The sequence below is a fragment of the Roseococcus sp. GW821-FHT12F05 genome (assembly GCF_058806835.1).
In genome coordinates this window covers 96689-109373 of record NZ_JBXAQB010000015.1, presented here as the reverse complement: position 1 = coordinate 109373, position 12685 = coordinate 96689, and the positions used below count along the sequence as shown (strand labels likewise).

10 protein-coding genes and 1 tRNA gene are annotated in these 12685 nt (G+C 70.0%); 7 read left to right on the top strand and 4 right to left on the bottom strand.

The window, feature by feature from the left end; genetic code table 11:
- Positions 1-6 precede the first annotated feature (6 nt).
- Complete coding sequence (locus tag AC1ROY_RS27260; protein WP_493152072.1) at positions 7-1062, bottom strand: ABC transporter substrate-binding protein; 1056 nt, start codon at positions 1060-1062, stop codon at positions 7-9.
- Positions 1063-1368: 306 nt separating this feature from the next.
- On the opposite strand from AC1ROY_RS27260, the gene AC1ROY_RS27255 reads away from it, so the two are divergent.
- Both AC1ROY_RS27255 and AC1ROY_RS27250 read left to right on the top strand, forming a co-directional pair.
- The gene (locus AC1ROY_RS27255; protein WP_493152071.1) at positions 1369-3522 is read left to right on the top strand and encodes an EAL domain-containing response regulator; all 2154 of its coding nucleotides are present in this window, start codon (positions 1369-1371) and stop codon (positions 3520-3522) included.
- A gap of 19 nt (positions 3523-3541) precedes the next feature.
- Positions 3542-6022 (top strand): ATP-binding protein, encoded by a 2481-nt coding sequence (locus tag AC1ROY_RS27250; RefSeq protein WP_493152070.1) that lies wholly within the window; start codon positions 3542-3544, stop codon positions 6020-6022.
- Between the two features lie 86 nt (positions 6023-6108).
- On the opposite strand, the gene AC1ROY_RS27245 is transcribed toward AC1ROY_RS27250, so the two are convergent.
- Positions 6109-7068, bottom strand: coding sequence for a crotonase/enoyl-CoA hydratase family protein (locus tag AC1ROY_RS27245; RefSeq protein WP_493152069.1), 960 nt, complete (start codon positions 7066-7068; stop codon positions 6109-6111).
- A gap of 264 nt (positions 7069-7332) precedes the next feature.
- Between AC1ROY_RS27245 and AC1ROY_RS27240 the strand changes: the two genes are divergently transcribed.
- Positions 7333-7650: a plasmid stabilization protein gene (locus tag AC1ROY_RS27240; protein WP_493152068.1), complete on the top strand. Its 318-nt coding sequence runs from the start codon at positions 7333-7335 to the stop codon at positions 7648-7650.
- A gap of 196 nt (positions 7651-7846) precedes the next feature.
- Positions 7847-8959: a hypothetical protein gene (locus tag AC1ROY_RS27235; RefSeq protein ID WP_493152067.1), complete on the top strand. Its 1113-nt coding sequence runs from the start codon at positions 7847-7849 to the stop codon at positions 8957-8959.
- Positions 8960-9078: 119 nt separating this feature from the next.
- Here AC1ROY_RS27235 and rpoH read toward each other — a convergent pair whose 3' ends face one another.
- Together rpoH and AC1ROY_RS27225 are read right to left on the bottom strand one after the other, a co-directional pair.
- Complete coding sequence (gene rpoH, locus AC1ROY_RS27230) at positions 9079-9960, bottom strand: RNA polymerase sigma factor RpoH (protein WP_493152066.1); 882 nt, start codon at positions 9958-9960, stop codon at positions 9079-9081.
- A 252-nt stretch (positions 9961-10212) separates the two neighbouring features.
- A complete protein-coding gene (locus AC1ROY_RS27225; protein WP_493152065.1) occupies positions 10213-11214 on the bottom strand; it encodes an RluA family pseudouridine synthase in 1002 nt (333 codons plus the stop codon).
- On the opposite strand from AC1ROY_RS27225, the gene AC1ROY_RS27220 reads away from it, so the two are divergent.
- The 3 genes from AC1ROY_RS27220 to AC1ROY_RS27210 all read left to right on the top strand — a co-directional run bounded on the left by AC1ROY_RS27220 (position 11215) and on the right by AC1ROY_RS27210 (position 12639).
- The gene (locus tag AC1ROY_RS27220; protein WP_493152064.1) at positions 11215-11505 is read left to right on the top strand and encodes a DUF6476 family protein; all 291 of its coding nucleotides are present in this window, start codon (positions 11215-11217) and stop codon (positions 11503-11505) included.
- 85 nt (positions 11506-11590) lie between these two features.
- Positions 11591-11666, top strand: a tRNA-Glu gene (locus AC1ROY_RS27215).
- Positions 11667-12207: 541 nt separating this feature from the next.
- On the top strand, positions 12208-12639 hold the full coding sequence (locus tag AC1ROY_RS27210) for a hypothetical protein (protein WP_493152063.1): 432 nt from the start codon (positions 12208-12210) through the stop codon (positions 12637-12639).
- Positions 12640-12685: the final 46 nt, after the last annotated feature.

Here is a 12685-nt window from a genome sequence, read left to right as displayed (position 1 = left end):
ATCCCCCTACTGAGCGCCCGGCACATACCGCGTGTCGATCAGCTGGTTCACGTCGTAGGCCGGGTCGAGCTGCTGGCTGTCCGCCACGACGCGGTAGGTCTCGCGCAGGCGCGTCTCCTCGAAGCGGCCGAAATTGGCGAGCGTGGCGGCATCGGGGAACATGTACTGGTACATGATCCGCATGCTGCCGGCCGCATCGTCGGCATCGACGTCGGGGTGGCGACGGTTGTGGAGCCGTGCGGCCTCGTCGATGTTGTCCTTGGCCCAGAGGTAGCTCTCGTGCACGGCGGCGAGGAAGCGGCGCACCATGTCGGGATTGGCGCGGATCGTCTCCTCGGTCGCGATCCAGCAGTAAGAGTAGATCCGGAAGCCGTAATCGGCGAAGGGGATGGAGCGGATGCGCTGGCCCACGCGCTCGGCCTGCTTGTTCTGGTAGTAGAGATGCGTCGCGAAGAGCGGCGCGCCGTCCACGCGGCGCGAGATCAGCATGGGCGCCATGGCCGGCGCATCCACCGTCACCCAGCGCACCGAGTTCGGGTCCAGGTTGTTCATCCGCGCGACGATCGGGAAGTAGATGAAGTGGCTGTTGCCCGGCGTGGTCGCGAGCGTGCGGCCGGCCAGCTGCTGGATGCTGGTGATGCCGCTGCTCTCCAGCACGAAGAGCGAGTGCGGCGACATCGCGTGCTGGTTCATGATGCAGCGCACCGGCGCATTCTCGCGCACCCGCGCTGCCATGACGGCGGAGATGTCGCCGTCGCCGAAGGGCGAGGCGCCGGAGGCGATACGCCTGACAGCGTCGCCCGAGCCGCGGCCCGTGCTGTAGCTGAGGTCGATGTTGTGGCGCCGGAACACCCCACGCTCGATGCCGGCCGAGATCGGCGCGTATTCGCCCGTCGGCAGCCAGGAATACTGGAAGTGGACCCGCTCCTGCGCGAGCACGGCGCCTGGCGCCAGCAGCGCCACGGCAAGCGCGAGCCCTTGCCGGAGGCGGGACAGGCCCTGCCGGAGGCCGGAAGTAAGGGTGATCCGGGGCGAGGCCCCAAGGGTATCCGCGTGCATCATCCTGGCCCCGTGTTCCGGTGTGGCGAGCTGTGCGATGCGGTTCCCCCGTTCCCCCGACGCTACGCCGGGCCGTATTTGTTTTGCAAGCCGGGCAAAGAATTAGGCACCATGGAGCACAAGGCCGCGCCGCGCGCGCGGAAAGGATAATTCATTGATTTGGAATGCATTCAGGCCGGGACGCCCCGAAGAGGTCGCACGCCTTGGGCGGCCGCGGGATCGCGCGGCCATGTTCATGACACACGGGAAGGTGCATCAGCACCCACCGGCGGGGAAACCGCCGGATGTGAAACCGCGGCCGGCTCCCTGATGTCCCTGATCCTGATCCTTGACGACCGCGGCACCAACCGGAAGATTCTCGCGCAGCTCGCGGTCTCGGTGGAGCCCACGGCGAAGGTCGTCACCTTCGGCAATCCCCTGCTGGCCCTGGCCTGGATGGACGGCCACCGGCCCGACCTCGTCATCAGCGACTACCGCATGCCGCATCTCGACGGCGCCGAGGTGGCCGGCCGCATCCGCGCCAAGGCGACGGGCGCCGACGTGCCGATCATCGTCGTCACCGCCTACAACGATCCCGTCTTCCGCCTGCGCGCGCTGGAGGCCGGCGCCACCGACTTCCTCGTCTCGCCGGTGGACCATGCCGAGTTCCGCACGCGGGTGCGCAACCTGCTGGCGCTGCGCCAGCACCAGCTCCAGGCGCGCCGGCAGGTCCAGGCCCTGGCGCGCGACCTGGAGGCCTCCGAGCGCTCGCGCCACGCGCTGGTGCGCGAGAGCCGGGAATCCCTCGCCCAGCTCATCGACACCGTGCCGGCCATGATCAGCGCGACCGACCGCGCGGGAAAGCTCATCTTCGTCAACGCCCGCCAGGCGACCATCGCGGGCTCCACCCCAGCCGAGCTGGTCGGCCACGACGCGCTGCGGATCCTGGGCGAGGGCCGCCTGGCACGCGGGCTCGCCGCCGACGCCGAGGTCTTCGCCTCCGGCCTGCCCATGACCGGCTTCGAGGAGGAGCTGTCGGACGGCCAGGGCGGCTCGCGCACGCTCTTCACCACCAAGGCGCCGCTGCGCGACGGCGAGGGCCGGGTCATGGCCGTCGTCACCACCTCGATCGACATCACCGACCGCAAGCGCGCCGAGGAGCAGCTCCTCTACCTCGCCCGCCATGACGCGCTGACCGGCCTGCCCAACCGCTCCATGCTGGGCGAGCGGCTGCGCGACCGCTGCGGGCGCGCCGGCGGCCGGCGCGGCGACGCGCCCTTCGCACTCCACATCCTCGACCTCGACCGCTTCAAGGCGGTGAACGACGCGCTCGGCCACGAGGCGGGCGACCGCCTGCTGCGCGACGTCGCGGCCCGGCTCACCGAGGCGGTCGGCCAGGACAGCCTCGTGGCGCGGCTGGGTGGCGACGAGTTCGCCATCCTCCAGAGCGACGTCGGCGCGGCGCAGGAGGCCGCGCATCTCGCGCTGCGCGTCCGGGACGCGCTGGAGCGGCCCTTTGCCGTGCTCGGCCGCAGCGTCCAGATGGCCGCCAGCATCGGCATCACCCTCTACCCCGGCGACGCGACCTCGGCCGAGGAGCTGCTGCGCCACGCCGACCTCGCCATGTACCGGGCCAAGTCCGAGGGCGGAAAGGGCTACAGCTTCTTCGACCCCGCCATGGACCAGGCGGCCCGCGAGGCCATGCAGCTGGAGGCCGACTTGCGCGGCGCGCTGGCCCGCGGCGAGTTCGAGCTGCTGTGGCAGCCGCAGCTCTGCCTTGCGACCAACCGCCTCGTCGGCGCCGAGGCGCTGCTGCGCTGGAACCATCCAGAGCGCGGCCTCCTCGCTCCCGGCGCCTTCCTGGGGGCAGCGGAGGAGACCGGGCTCATCACCCCCATCACCGCCTGGGTGCTGCGCGCGGCCTGCCGCCAGGGCGCCGCCTGGGCCGGCCTGCCGGGGGGCGGCATCCGCGTCTCGGCCAATATCTCGCCCTCGCTCTTCCGCCAGGCCGACGTGCGCAATCTGGTCGCCGCCGCGCTGGAGGAGGCCGGCCTCGCGCCCGCGACCTTCGACCTGGAGCTCACCGAGCGCGTGCCGATGGACGACCTGGAGAAGGTCGCGGGGACGCTGCGGGAGCTGCGGGAGCTCGGCGTCTGCCTTTCCATCGACGATTTCGGCGTGGGCTACTCGTCGCTCGTCTATGTGAAGAGCTTCCCGGTGCAGCGGCTGAAGATCGACCGCTCCTTCGTCTCCCAGCTCCCCGGCAGCGCGGTGGACGCGGCGATTGTGGCCGGCGTGGTCTCGCTCGGCCGCAACCTCGGCATGCGCGTCGTGGCCGAGGGCGTCGAGACGCAGACGCAGCTGGACGCCGTGCGCGAGCTGGGCTGCGACGAGATCCAGGGCTTCTTCGTGAGCCACCCCGTCACGGCCGCGGCGCTGGAGGGCCGGCTGGCCGGGGCGGACGCGCCGGCGCCCGGCGCGTGACATCCCAGCGCGTGACGCCATGAGCCAGCAGCCCGCGGAACGGCCGCGAGCCGGCCTCCTCAGCTTCCGCACGCTGCGCGGCCGGCCGGACACCGAGCACGAGATGAGCTTCAACCGGCTCGCCTTCGCGCTGATCATCACGATCTTCCTCCTTCTGGAGGGCATGCCGTGGCACACGCTGGAGGTCGTGGCGGTCTACTGGATCTTCGCGATCGCCATCTTCGCGCACATCCTGGTCTTCCCCGCGGTCAACAACCTCCGGCGCGTCGTCACGCTGACGCTGGACATGGCCCTGCTCTCCTACGAGATGCATGTCGGCGGCGAGAAGACGTCGGTGCTGGCGGCGCTCTACCTCTGGGCCATCCTCGGCAACGGCTTCCGCTTCGGCGTCACCTGGCTCCGCGTCGGGCAGGCGCTGGCCATACTGGGCTTCGCGGGGGTCGTGGCCTTCACCCCCTTCTGGCGCGAGCAGCCCCACCTCTCCGCCGGCTTCATGCTCGGGCTCATCGCCATCCCCGCCTATGCGGCGACGCTGATCCGCAAGCTCTCGGCCGCCAAGGCCCAGGCGGAGGCCGCGAACCAGGCCAAGAGCATGTTCCTGGCCAGCGTCAGCCACGAGCTGCGCACGCCGCTCAACGCCATCATCGGCATGGGCGGGTTGCTGCAGCATTCCGAGCTCGACGCCGAGCAGCGCGAGATGGCCGGCACCGTCACCGATGCCGGACGCAACCTGCTGCGGCTGATCGAGAGCATCCTCGACTTCTCGCGCATCGAGGCCGGGCAGATGCCGGTCCGGCACGAGGATTTCGACCTGCCGGCCATGCTCGACGAGGTCCGCCGCATGCTGGCCGGCACCGCGCGGGAAAAGGGGCTGCGCTTCACCTTCCACGCCACGCCCCGCACGCCGCGGCGGCTGGCGGGCGACGCCTCCCTCACCCGTGAGGTGCTGCTGAACCTGGTGGGCAACGCGCTGAAGTTCACCGCCTCGGGCGGCGTGGTGGTCGCGGCCGACGCCGTGCCGACGGAGGGCGGCGTGCGGCTGCGCTTCGAGGTGACGGACACCGGCATCGGCATCGCGCCCGAGGCGCAGGCGCGCATCTTCGAGGCCTTCTCCCAGGCGGACGCGAGCATCATCAACCGCTTCGGCGGCACCGGCCTCGGTCTGGCGATCAGCAAGCGGACGGCGGAGCTGCTGGGCGGCGAGATCGGCGTCGAGAGCCTCGAAGGCGTGGGCAGCACCTTCTGGTGCGCGCTGCCGATGGGGCTCGCGGCGCCCGTCGCCGAGGCGCCGCCGGCCGAGGCGGTGCTGCTGGCCCCCGGCGTCGACGGCCGCGCCGAAGCCTGGCTCGCGGCGGGGCTGCGGCTGCGCGCCGCGGCGACCCTGGCCGAGGCCGTGGCGGCGCTGGAGGGGCTGCCGGCCGCCACCCCGCGGCTGCTGGTGGTCGACGCCCGGGCCCTGGGCATGGCGCCAGCCGCCCTCGCCCAGGCGCTGGAGGCGCTGGATCCCCCCGGGGCCTGGCGGACCATCCTGCTGGCGCCGGACCAGCCCGAGGGTTTGCCGCCCCTGCCCCTGCGGCGCGCCTTCGTCACACTGCTGCCGCCGGCGCCCACCGCGGAGCAGCTCGCGGCGGCGCTGCTCCTGGCCGGCGGCACCGTCCGCCGTGGCGAAGCGCCGCTGCCGCAGCCCGCCGCCCGCCGGCGCCTCTCCGTGCTGGTCGCCGACGACAACCGGGTGAACCTGCGCGTGGTCTCGCGCATCCTGGAGACCGCCGGCCACGAGCCCACCCTCGTCTCCGACGGCGAGGAGGCGCTGGACGTGCTGGAGGCCCGCGACTTCGACCTCGTGCTGATGGACCTCAACATGCCGCGGCTGGACGGCATCGAGGCCGCGAAGCTCTACGCCGTGCAGGCGCTGGGCCGGCGGCGCGTGCCCTGGCTCGCGGTGACGGCCGATGCCACGGACGAGGCGCGCCGGCGCTGCGAGGAGGCGGGCTTCGCCGGCTGCCTCGTGAAGCCGTTGACCCCGGCCGCGCTGCTCGGCGCCATCGAGGCGCTGCCCCTGCCGGAAGAGCCGGGCGCCGGGACGGCCCCGGGCATCGCCGCCATCGCCAGCCACCCGCGCTTCCGCCCGACCGGAGCCGTGCTGGTAGACCAGCGCGCGCTGGACGACCTGGAGCTGCTGGGCGGCGCCGAATTCGCGCACGAGGTGGTGACCGAGTTCCTGGAGGATGCGGAGCTCACCCTCGGCGAGCTGTCGCGCGCGGTGACGGCGGGGGATTCGGGCGCCTTCCGCGCGAAGGCGCATGCGCTGCACAGCGCGGCCGCCAATGTGGGCGCCCGCGCGCTCTGCGAGCTCTGCCTGCTGTGCCGCAACGTCGGGCCGGACGTGCTGCGCGAGCAGGGCCGGTCCATCGTGGAGCGGCTGGCCGCGGAGCTCGACCGGGCGCGGCCGCTGCTGCTGCGCGAGGGCAAGGGCGGAATGGGGCAGCAGCGGAGCTGAGAGGTTTTTGTTGTGCCCCAGGCCGGGCGGCGGGGCCGGCCGCATGTGCGGCCGGACACCTCCCCCGACGCTTCGCTCCCATCACGTCACTCCGCCGCCATCGCCGGCACCCGCGCCCCCAGCTCGGCCGCCACGCGCTTCTCCTGCGCCTGGGTGAGGCGCAGCATCTTGCGCAGGTCCATCTCCGAGATGCCCAGCGCCGTCTCGGCCCAGATGTCCACCACGTCCTTCAGCTCGGGCAATGTCACCGGATCCACGCGCCGGCGCACGCGCAGCAGCGCCTGCTGGGCGTTGTGCTTGCGGGTCGCGTTGTCGATGTAGTCGCGCACCGCGGCCTCGCCCTCGCCCGGCCCGGCCAGCACGTTCACGATGCCCATGCCGTGCAGTTCCTCCGCGGAGTAGAGGCGGCCGGACATGATCATCTTCTCCGCCTCCACCTGGCCGATCCGGCGGGACAGGAAGCTGTAGGCGCCCATGCCGGGGAAGAGGTTGAACAGGATCTCCGGCAGGCCGAACTTCGCCTGTCGCTCGGCCACGATGACGTCGAAGGCCAGGGCGCATTCGAAGCCGCCGCCCAGCGCGTCGCCCTGCACCAGCGCGATGGTGACGACGGGGGCCTGGAAGGCCTCGGCATTGCCGTGGATCGCCTCGACGCAGAGGTGGCCGTAGCGGCGCAGCGCCGGCAGGTCGCGGTTGCGGATCTTTTCCGCGAAGAGGGCGAGGTCGCCGCCCAGGTTGAAGATGCCGGGCAGCCGGCTGCCCATGACGTAGTAGCGCAGCGCCGTGCCGAACCTGGCGCGGCGATCGGCCGAGAGCGCGTCGCGCAGCAGGGCCTGCTGGGCAAGGATGTCCTGCAGCAGATCCAGCGTGAAGCTGGGCTTCGGGCCGGGATGCATATGGGCCCAGAAGCTCGCCGTGTCGGGCTCGAGCCGCGTCTCCAGCGTCGCGAATCGGGCCGTGGCCAGCATCGCGGCGGGATCGCCGAAGGAGCCCCCGCTGAAGGACAGCGGGGCGGCCTGGGTTTCCGGGGGGGAGAGGAAGGTCATCGCATGCTCCGTTTTTGGGATGAATCGGCCGGTGGGGGATGAATCGCAGTCGGTCGGCAGGCCGTGCGCCATGTTAACCACGAACGTGTCGCGTTTAAGTTGTAAACTGAGGGCTTCACTCGCGCATCCGGCGATGCGAGCCGCCATCGCTGCGGACCCGGAGCATGCGATTGCAGGAAGCGGCACGGGCCGCTCCGCGCGCGCAACTCCAGGGGCCGGTCCCTCGTTTTCCGGGCGGATGAACCGCCATCGAGGAGGGGCAGCATGCCACGCGGAGATAAGTCCAAATACACCGACAAGCAGGAGCGCAAGGCCGACCACATCGCCGAGGGCTACGAGAAGCGCGGCATCCCGGATAAGGAGGCCGAGCGTCGCGCCTGGGCGACCGTCAACAAGGACGACGGCGGCGGCAAGAAGGCGGGCGGCTCCGGCCGCGGCGCGGAGACCGGCCATCCGGCGGCGCACAAGGGTGGAAAGATGGGCGGCAGGGCCGCGGCTTCCCGCAGCGCCGCGGAACGCTCCGCCTCAGCCCGGAAGGCAGCGGCGACGCGCAAGAAGAACGCGGAATCCAAGGCCTCCTGACAGCAGGGAAGCGACCAGCCGGAACCTATTGTTATTATACTGCATCGAATAATCTTTCGCGACGATCCTTTACCCTCGCGCAGCCCGCATCTACCCAATCCGGACAGTATCGGATCCCACAGCTGTTGCATCAGCCATGCGAGGGCAGAGAATGGTCGCGAACCCCCATGGCCACAGGCGTATCCGGCGCTTCGCCATGCCCGCCTGTCTTGCGGGCCTGCTGCTCAACCCATGGCCGGCCGAGGCGCATGTCAAATGGTTCGCGCCCTATATCGTCGGCGCGCCGCCGCAGCCGGTCACCGCGACCCTGACCAATCCCTGGTTCTGGACCGGCCTCGGCCTCGTGCTGATCTTCTTCCTGGTGACTCGCGCCATCGAGAAATCCCCGGCGGGCGAAGCGATCCTTGCCCGGATGGACCGGATCACCGACCCGCTCTGGCAGAGGCTCGACGAATTCGTTCGCCTCGTCATCGCAGCCTTCTTCGTCGCGATCTTCGCCGTGGGCGGCGTCTACCTGACGCCGGACCTGAAGACACCGGCCGAATGGGTCTCCTGGGCGCAGCTGCTGATCGCGGCCCTGGTCATCCCGCGGGCCACACGGCCCCTCGCCGCCGCCGGCATCATCGGGCTCTGGCTGATGGCACTGCGCGACTACGACATCTTCCACCTGCTCGACTATCTCGCGCTCGGCGTCGGCGTCGCGGCCTACCTCGTGCTGGAATCCTCCAGCCGTCCGGAATGGCGGAGGCACCGCTTCGAGGTCCTTCGCTGGGGTGTGGCGATCGCGCTGATGTGGTCGAGCCTGGAGAAGTTCGCCTATCCCGAGTGGTTCTACCCGCTCGTCGTCGAGAAGCCCTTCCTGACCCTCGGCATGCCGCGCGACGCCTTCATCCCGATGGCGGGCGTCGCCGAGTTCACCATGGGCTTCGGCATGATCTGGACGCCGCTGGTGCGCCGGCTCTCGGCGATCGCGCTCTTCGTGATCTTCAACCTGGCGGTCTATCCCTTCGGGCGGATCGACCTCATCGGCCATGCCCTGATCATGGCGGTCATTGTCGCGATCGCCGCCGACCATACCCGCGAGGTGCATTTCCTGCCGGCGCTGAAGAGCAGGCTGGCCGGCGTGCCGGCCGGACTCGCAGCGGCGCTGCTGATCTTCGCCACCGGCTACTGGGGCCTGCACATCGCCTTCTACGGGCCGGAGGGCCAGATCGGGGCGCCGACCGGCGAGATGTCGACCCATTCGTACAGCCCCGAGCATCCGCACGGCCCCCAGGCGCCGGCAAGTGGATCCGGCGCGCCGCGATAGGCGGGCCGGAGGCCATCGACAGGGCCCCTGCAAGCCCGAGTCGAGCCCATGAAAAAGGCGGCGCCGGTTGCCCGGCGCCGCCTCGTCCATACCCGTTACCCGACCGCGAGCCTGCGCAATTATCCGACCGCGAGCCTGCGCTCGACGATCTGCTGCTTCATGCTCTTCTGCAGCTTCTCGAAGGCGCGGACCTCGATCTGCCGCACCCGCTCGCGGCTGATGTTGTACTGCTGGCTCAGCTCCTCGAGCGTGGTCGGCTCGTCCTTCAGGCGCCGCTCGATCAGGATGTGGCGCTCGCGCTCGTTCAGCGTGCGCAGCGCGCCGTTCAGCATGTCCTTGCGGTTGGACATGTCCTGCCGCTCGGCGAGTTCCTCCTCCTGGCTCTCGGATTCATCCACCAGCCAGTCCTGCCACTCGCCCTCGCTGTCGGCGCGGACGGGGGCGTTCAGGCTGTTGTCCGGCGAGGCCAGCCGGCGGTTCATGCTCACCACGTCCTGCTCGGGGACGTCGAGGGTCTTGGCGATCTTGGCCACGACCTCGGGCTGCAGGTCGCCGTCCTCCAGCGCCCCGATCTGGCCCTTCAGCCGGCGGAGATTGAAGAACAGCTTCTTCTGCGCCGCGGTCGTGCCCATCTTCACGAGCGACCAGCTGTGCAGGATGTATTCTTGAATCGCGGCCCGGATCCACCACATGGCATATGTGGCCAGGCGGAAGCCGCGATCCGGATCGAAGCGCTTTACCGCCTGCATCATGCCGACATTGCCCTCGCTGATGAGCTCGCCGACGGGCAGGCCGTAGCCGCGGTAGCCCATGGCGATCTTGGCCACGAGGCGGAGATGCGAGGTCACGAGCTTGTGGGCGGCGCCTTCGTCACCGGCGTCACGCCAGCGCTTGGCGAGGCTCAGCTCCTCCTCGGGGGCGAGCATCGGAAACTTGCGGATGTCCTGCAGATAGCGGGACAGGTTGCCTTCGGGGGCCATCGGAATGCTGAGGGATGCCATAGAAAGCCTTCCATCTGCGTCGCGCCCCACCCCGTGACGGCGGCAGGCACGCAACTTTTACGGCTAACGCGGTCGGGGCCCTCCCGGCTGCATCCGCCCCGGTCACGGAGGGGGCGGTCTCAGTAGCCTGGGTCTTCGAGCGGCACCCCGGCGCGTTGCCAATGTCGTAACCCTAGCCGGGTTGTCAGTCGGTGTCCAGTAAAACCGACCAATTTGGTCCGGATAGGAGCTTTCCGCCCCAGGATGAGAGACTCAGCCGGGGGACGTGCTGAGTTGGATCAGGAGATCCTGCATGTCCTTCGGTGGCTCCGAGCGGAAGGTTAGCATCGCCCCGGTCACCGGATGCTTGAACGCGAGTGACGTCGCGTGCAGGGCCTGGCGGGGAAAGGCCAGCAGGGATTCCCTGATATCGTCGGGCAGGAGCTTGCTCGCGGCCGGGGTGCGCCGGAGATAGACCGGGTCGCCCACCAGCGGATGGCCGCGATGCGCCAGATGCACGCGGATCTGGTGGGTCCGGCCGGTCATGAGCTTGCAGCGCAGCAGGGCCACCGCCCCGAACCAGGACCGCTCGGTCGTGTAGCGCGTGACCGCGTGCTTGCCCGAGGTGGCGCCCGCAGCCTGCCCCCGGGAGCGCGGCTCGACCACCGCCATGCGCTTGCGGTCGGTCGCATGCCGGCCGATGGCGGCCTCGATCTCGTCCTTGGCGGGGCTGGGCATGCCCCAGACGAGGGCCAGGTATTCGCGGTCCAGGTCGCGGGCGGCGAAGGCCTCGGAGAGGGCCTGGTGCGCGACCTGCGTCTTGGCCACGACCATGATGCCCGAGGTGTCCTTGTCCAACCGGTGGACGATGCCCGGCCGCTTCTCCCCGCCGATTCCCTCCAGTTCCTCGCCGGCATGGGCCAGCAGGCCGTTCACCAGCGTACCGTCGGCATTGCCCGGCGCAGGGTGGACGACGAGGCCGGCCGGCTTGTCGAGCACGAGCAGGTCGCGGTCCTCGTAGAGGATGTCGAGGTCCATGGCCTGCGCCGCGGGCTTCGCCGGCACCGGCGAGGGCGGCGCGAGCGTGTAGGTGGAGCCGGCGCGGACCGCATGGGCGGGCTCGGTCACCGCCTCGCCGTCGCGCGTCGCGTGGCCCTGCTCGATCAGCGCCTTGACGCGAGAGCGCGAGAGACCGCCTATCCGCTCCGCGAGGAAGCGGTCCAGGCGCGTGCCCTGGTCGGCCTCGGTCGCGGCGATCTCATGGGTCTTGGACAAATGCGGGCACTCAAAATCCTGGTTGTGGCGATGGGGGTGATGATCGTCGCGGGCACCGTGGCCCTCGTCGTGGTCCTCGTCCAGCGCGCCGGGCGCGGGGGTGGCGCGTCGCTGCCGCCGATGAGCCTGGACCTGCCGGCGGGGAGCCGGATCGTCGGCATCGCGGGCGCCGAGGGGCGCTTCGCCGTACTGGTGCAGCGGCCGGACGGCGACCGGATCGTCTTCCTCGACGCGCGGACCGGGCGGCCCGTGGGCGAGGTCATTCCCGGGACGGCGGTGCCCACGCGTTAAGAGGTTTGCGCTGAGCGCAGGGCTTTCCGCATACCCCCCGCTTGATCCCGGGAGAAAGCCCATCTAGAAGCTCGGCTCCGGCCACGTCCCTTTCGTCTAGAGGCCTAGGACACCGCCCTCTCACGGCGGCAACAGGGGTTCGAATCCCCTAAGGGACGCCATTTCTTTCCATGGCTTGGTTGTTGATCCGGCACGGATGTCCAATCCCTTGCCCGCATCATTTCTTTCAGAGCACTGGATTGGCCATCGGCGTTCGCCGGGAATCCGCGGGGCCGGCTGTCGTCGAGGCCATGCTCCCTCCGCCGAGCGCTCACCCTGGCCGAGGGGCCCGGGCCAAGTCCCGGCAGGCCGCCAGCATCCATTCCAAAAGCGAAGCGCCGCCCCTGTGACGGGACGGCGCTTCCGTTGTCCTGCCCAGGCGGACAGCTCAGCCGAGCTTGATCCCCGAGGCGGGGGTCGTGCTCGTGAGAGCCGCCATATGCGGCATGTGACAATGAGACATCGGACCACCTCCTTTCAGTTGTTGAACGAGGGTCAAGAGGTGGTGCCGACAGGCGGCTTTCAATCCTGGCGCCGGGCGCCATCCGCCGCTCGGTGAGACTCCCTTAATGTGTTCCCAAGATGGGGCATTTCGCCCTGATCCGGCCATCCTTCTCACCTTTAGGTGAGGATCTGAACCTTTCTCACCATCAGGAACCCTCGATGCTCAAGAGCCTGTTCGTCATTCCCTTCCTCTTCCTCGCGACTGCCTGCGGGACCGCTCCCAGCCGCAGCACCGATCCAGCGGCTCGTCGGACTATGATGGAGGCGCTGCCCAACCAAGGGACATGCCAGCCAGCCGAACCCGAAGGCGCCCGAGCCTGCACCATTCGGCTGGGCTCGAAGGATGTGCGGATTTCCCAATACCAGACCCTCACCACGATCCGGTACCGCGACACCGATACCGCCGAGGCGGCGTTCCTGACCGACATGCGGCGGGTGCTGACTACCGCCCAGACGCCCAACATCGATCGCGCCATGTCCATCATCGCCAGCCATGGCAGATCCGGCGCGATGGAAAATTTCACCAGCGGCTGCTTCCCGGATACCAGCACGCCCCAGAACACCGGCTGCTTCGTGATGCTGACCTACTGAGCCGCGGACTGAATCTGCGCCACGGCGCGATGGCGGCCGCCCTGCC

Bases quoted from the DNA above. Each gene is read 5' to 3' on its own strand.
- AC1ROY_RS27260 (WP_493152072.1), bottom strand. From the start codon at position 1,062: ATGATGCACGCGGATACCCTTGGGGCCTCGCCCCGGATCACCCTTACT.
- AC1ROY_RS27210 (WP_493152063.1), top strand. From the start codon at position 12,208: ATGCTCAAGAGCCTGTTCGTCATTCCCTTCCTCTTCCTCGCGACTGCC.
- AC1ROY_RS27250 (WP_493152070.1), top strand. From the start codon at position 3,542: ATGAGCCAGCAGCCCGCGGAACGGCCGCGAGCCGGCCTCCTCAGCTTC.
- rpoH (WP_493152066.1), bottom strand. From the start codon at position 9,960: ATGGCATCCCTCAGCATTCCGATGGCCCCCGAAGGCAACCTGTCCCGC.
- AC1ROY_RS27245 (WP_493152069.1), bottom strand. From the start codon at position 7,068: ATGACCTTCCTCTCCCCCCCGGAAACCCAGGCCGCCCCGCTGTCCTTC.
- AC1ROY_RS27220 (WP_493152064.1), top strand. From the start codon at position 11,215: ATGCGGGCACTCAAAATCCTGGTTGTGGCGATGGGGGTGATGATCGTC.
- AC1ROY_RS27240 (WP_493152068.1), top strand. From the start codon at position 7,333: ATGCCACGCGGAGATAAGTCCAAATACACCGACAAGCAGGAGCGCAAG.
- AC1ROY_RS27235 (WP_493152067.1), top strand. From the start codon at position 7,847: ATGCCCGCCTGTCTTGCGGGCCTGCTGCTCAACCCATGGCCGGCCGAG.
- AC1ROY_RS27255 (WP_493152071.1), top strand. From the start codon at position 1,369: ATGTCCCTGATCCTGATCCTTGACGACCGCGGCACCAACCGGAAGATT.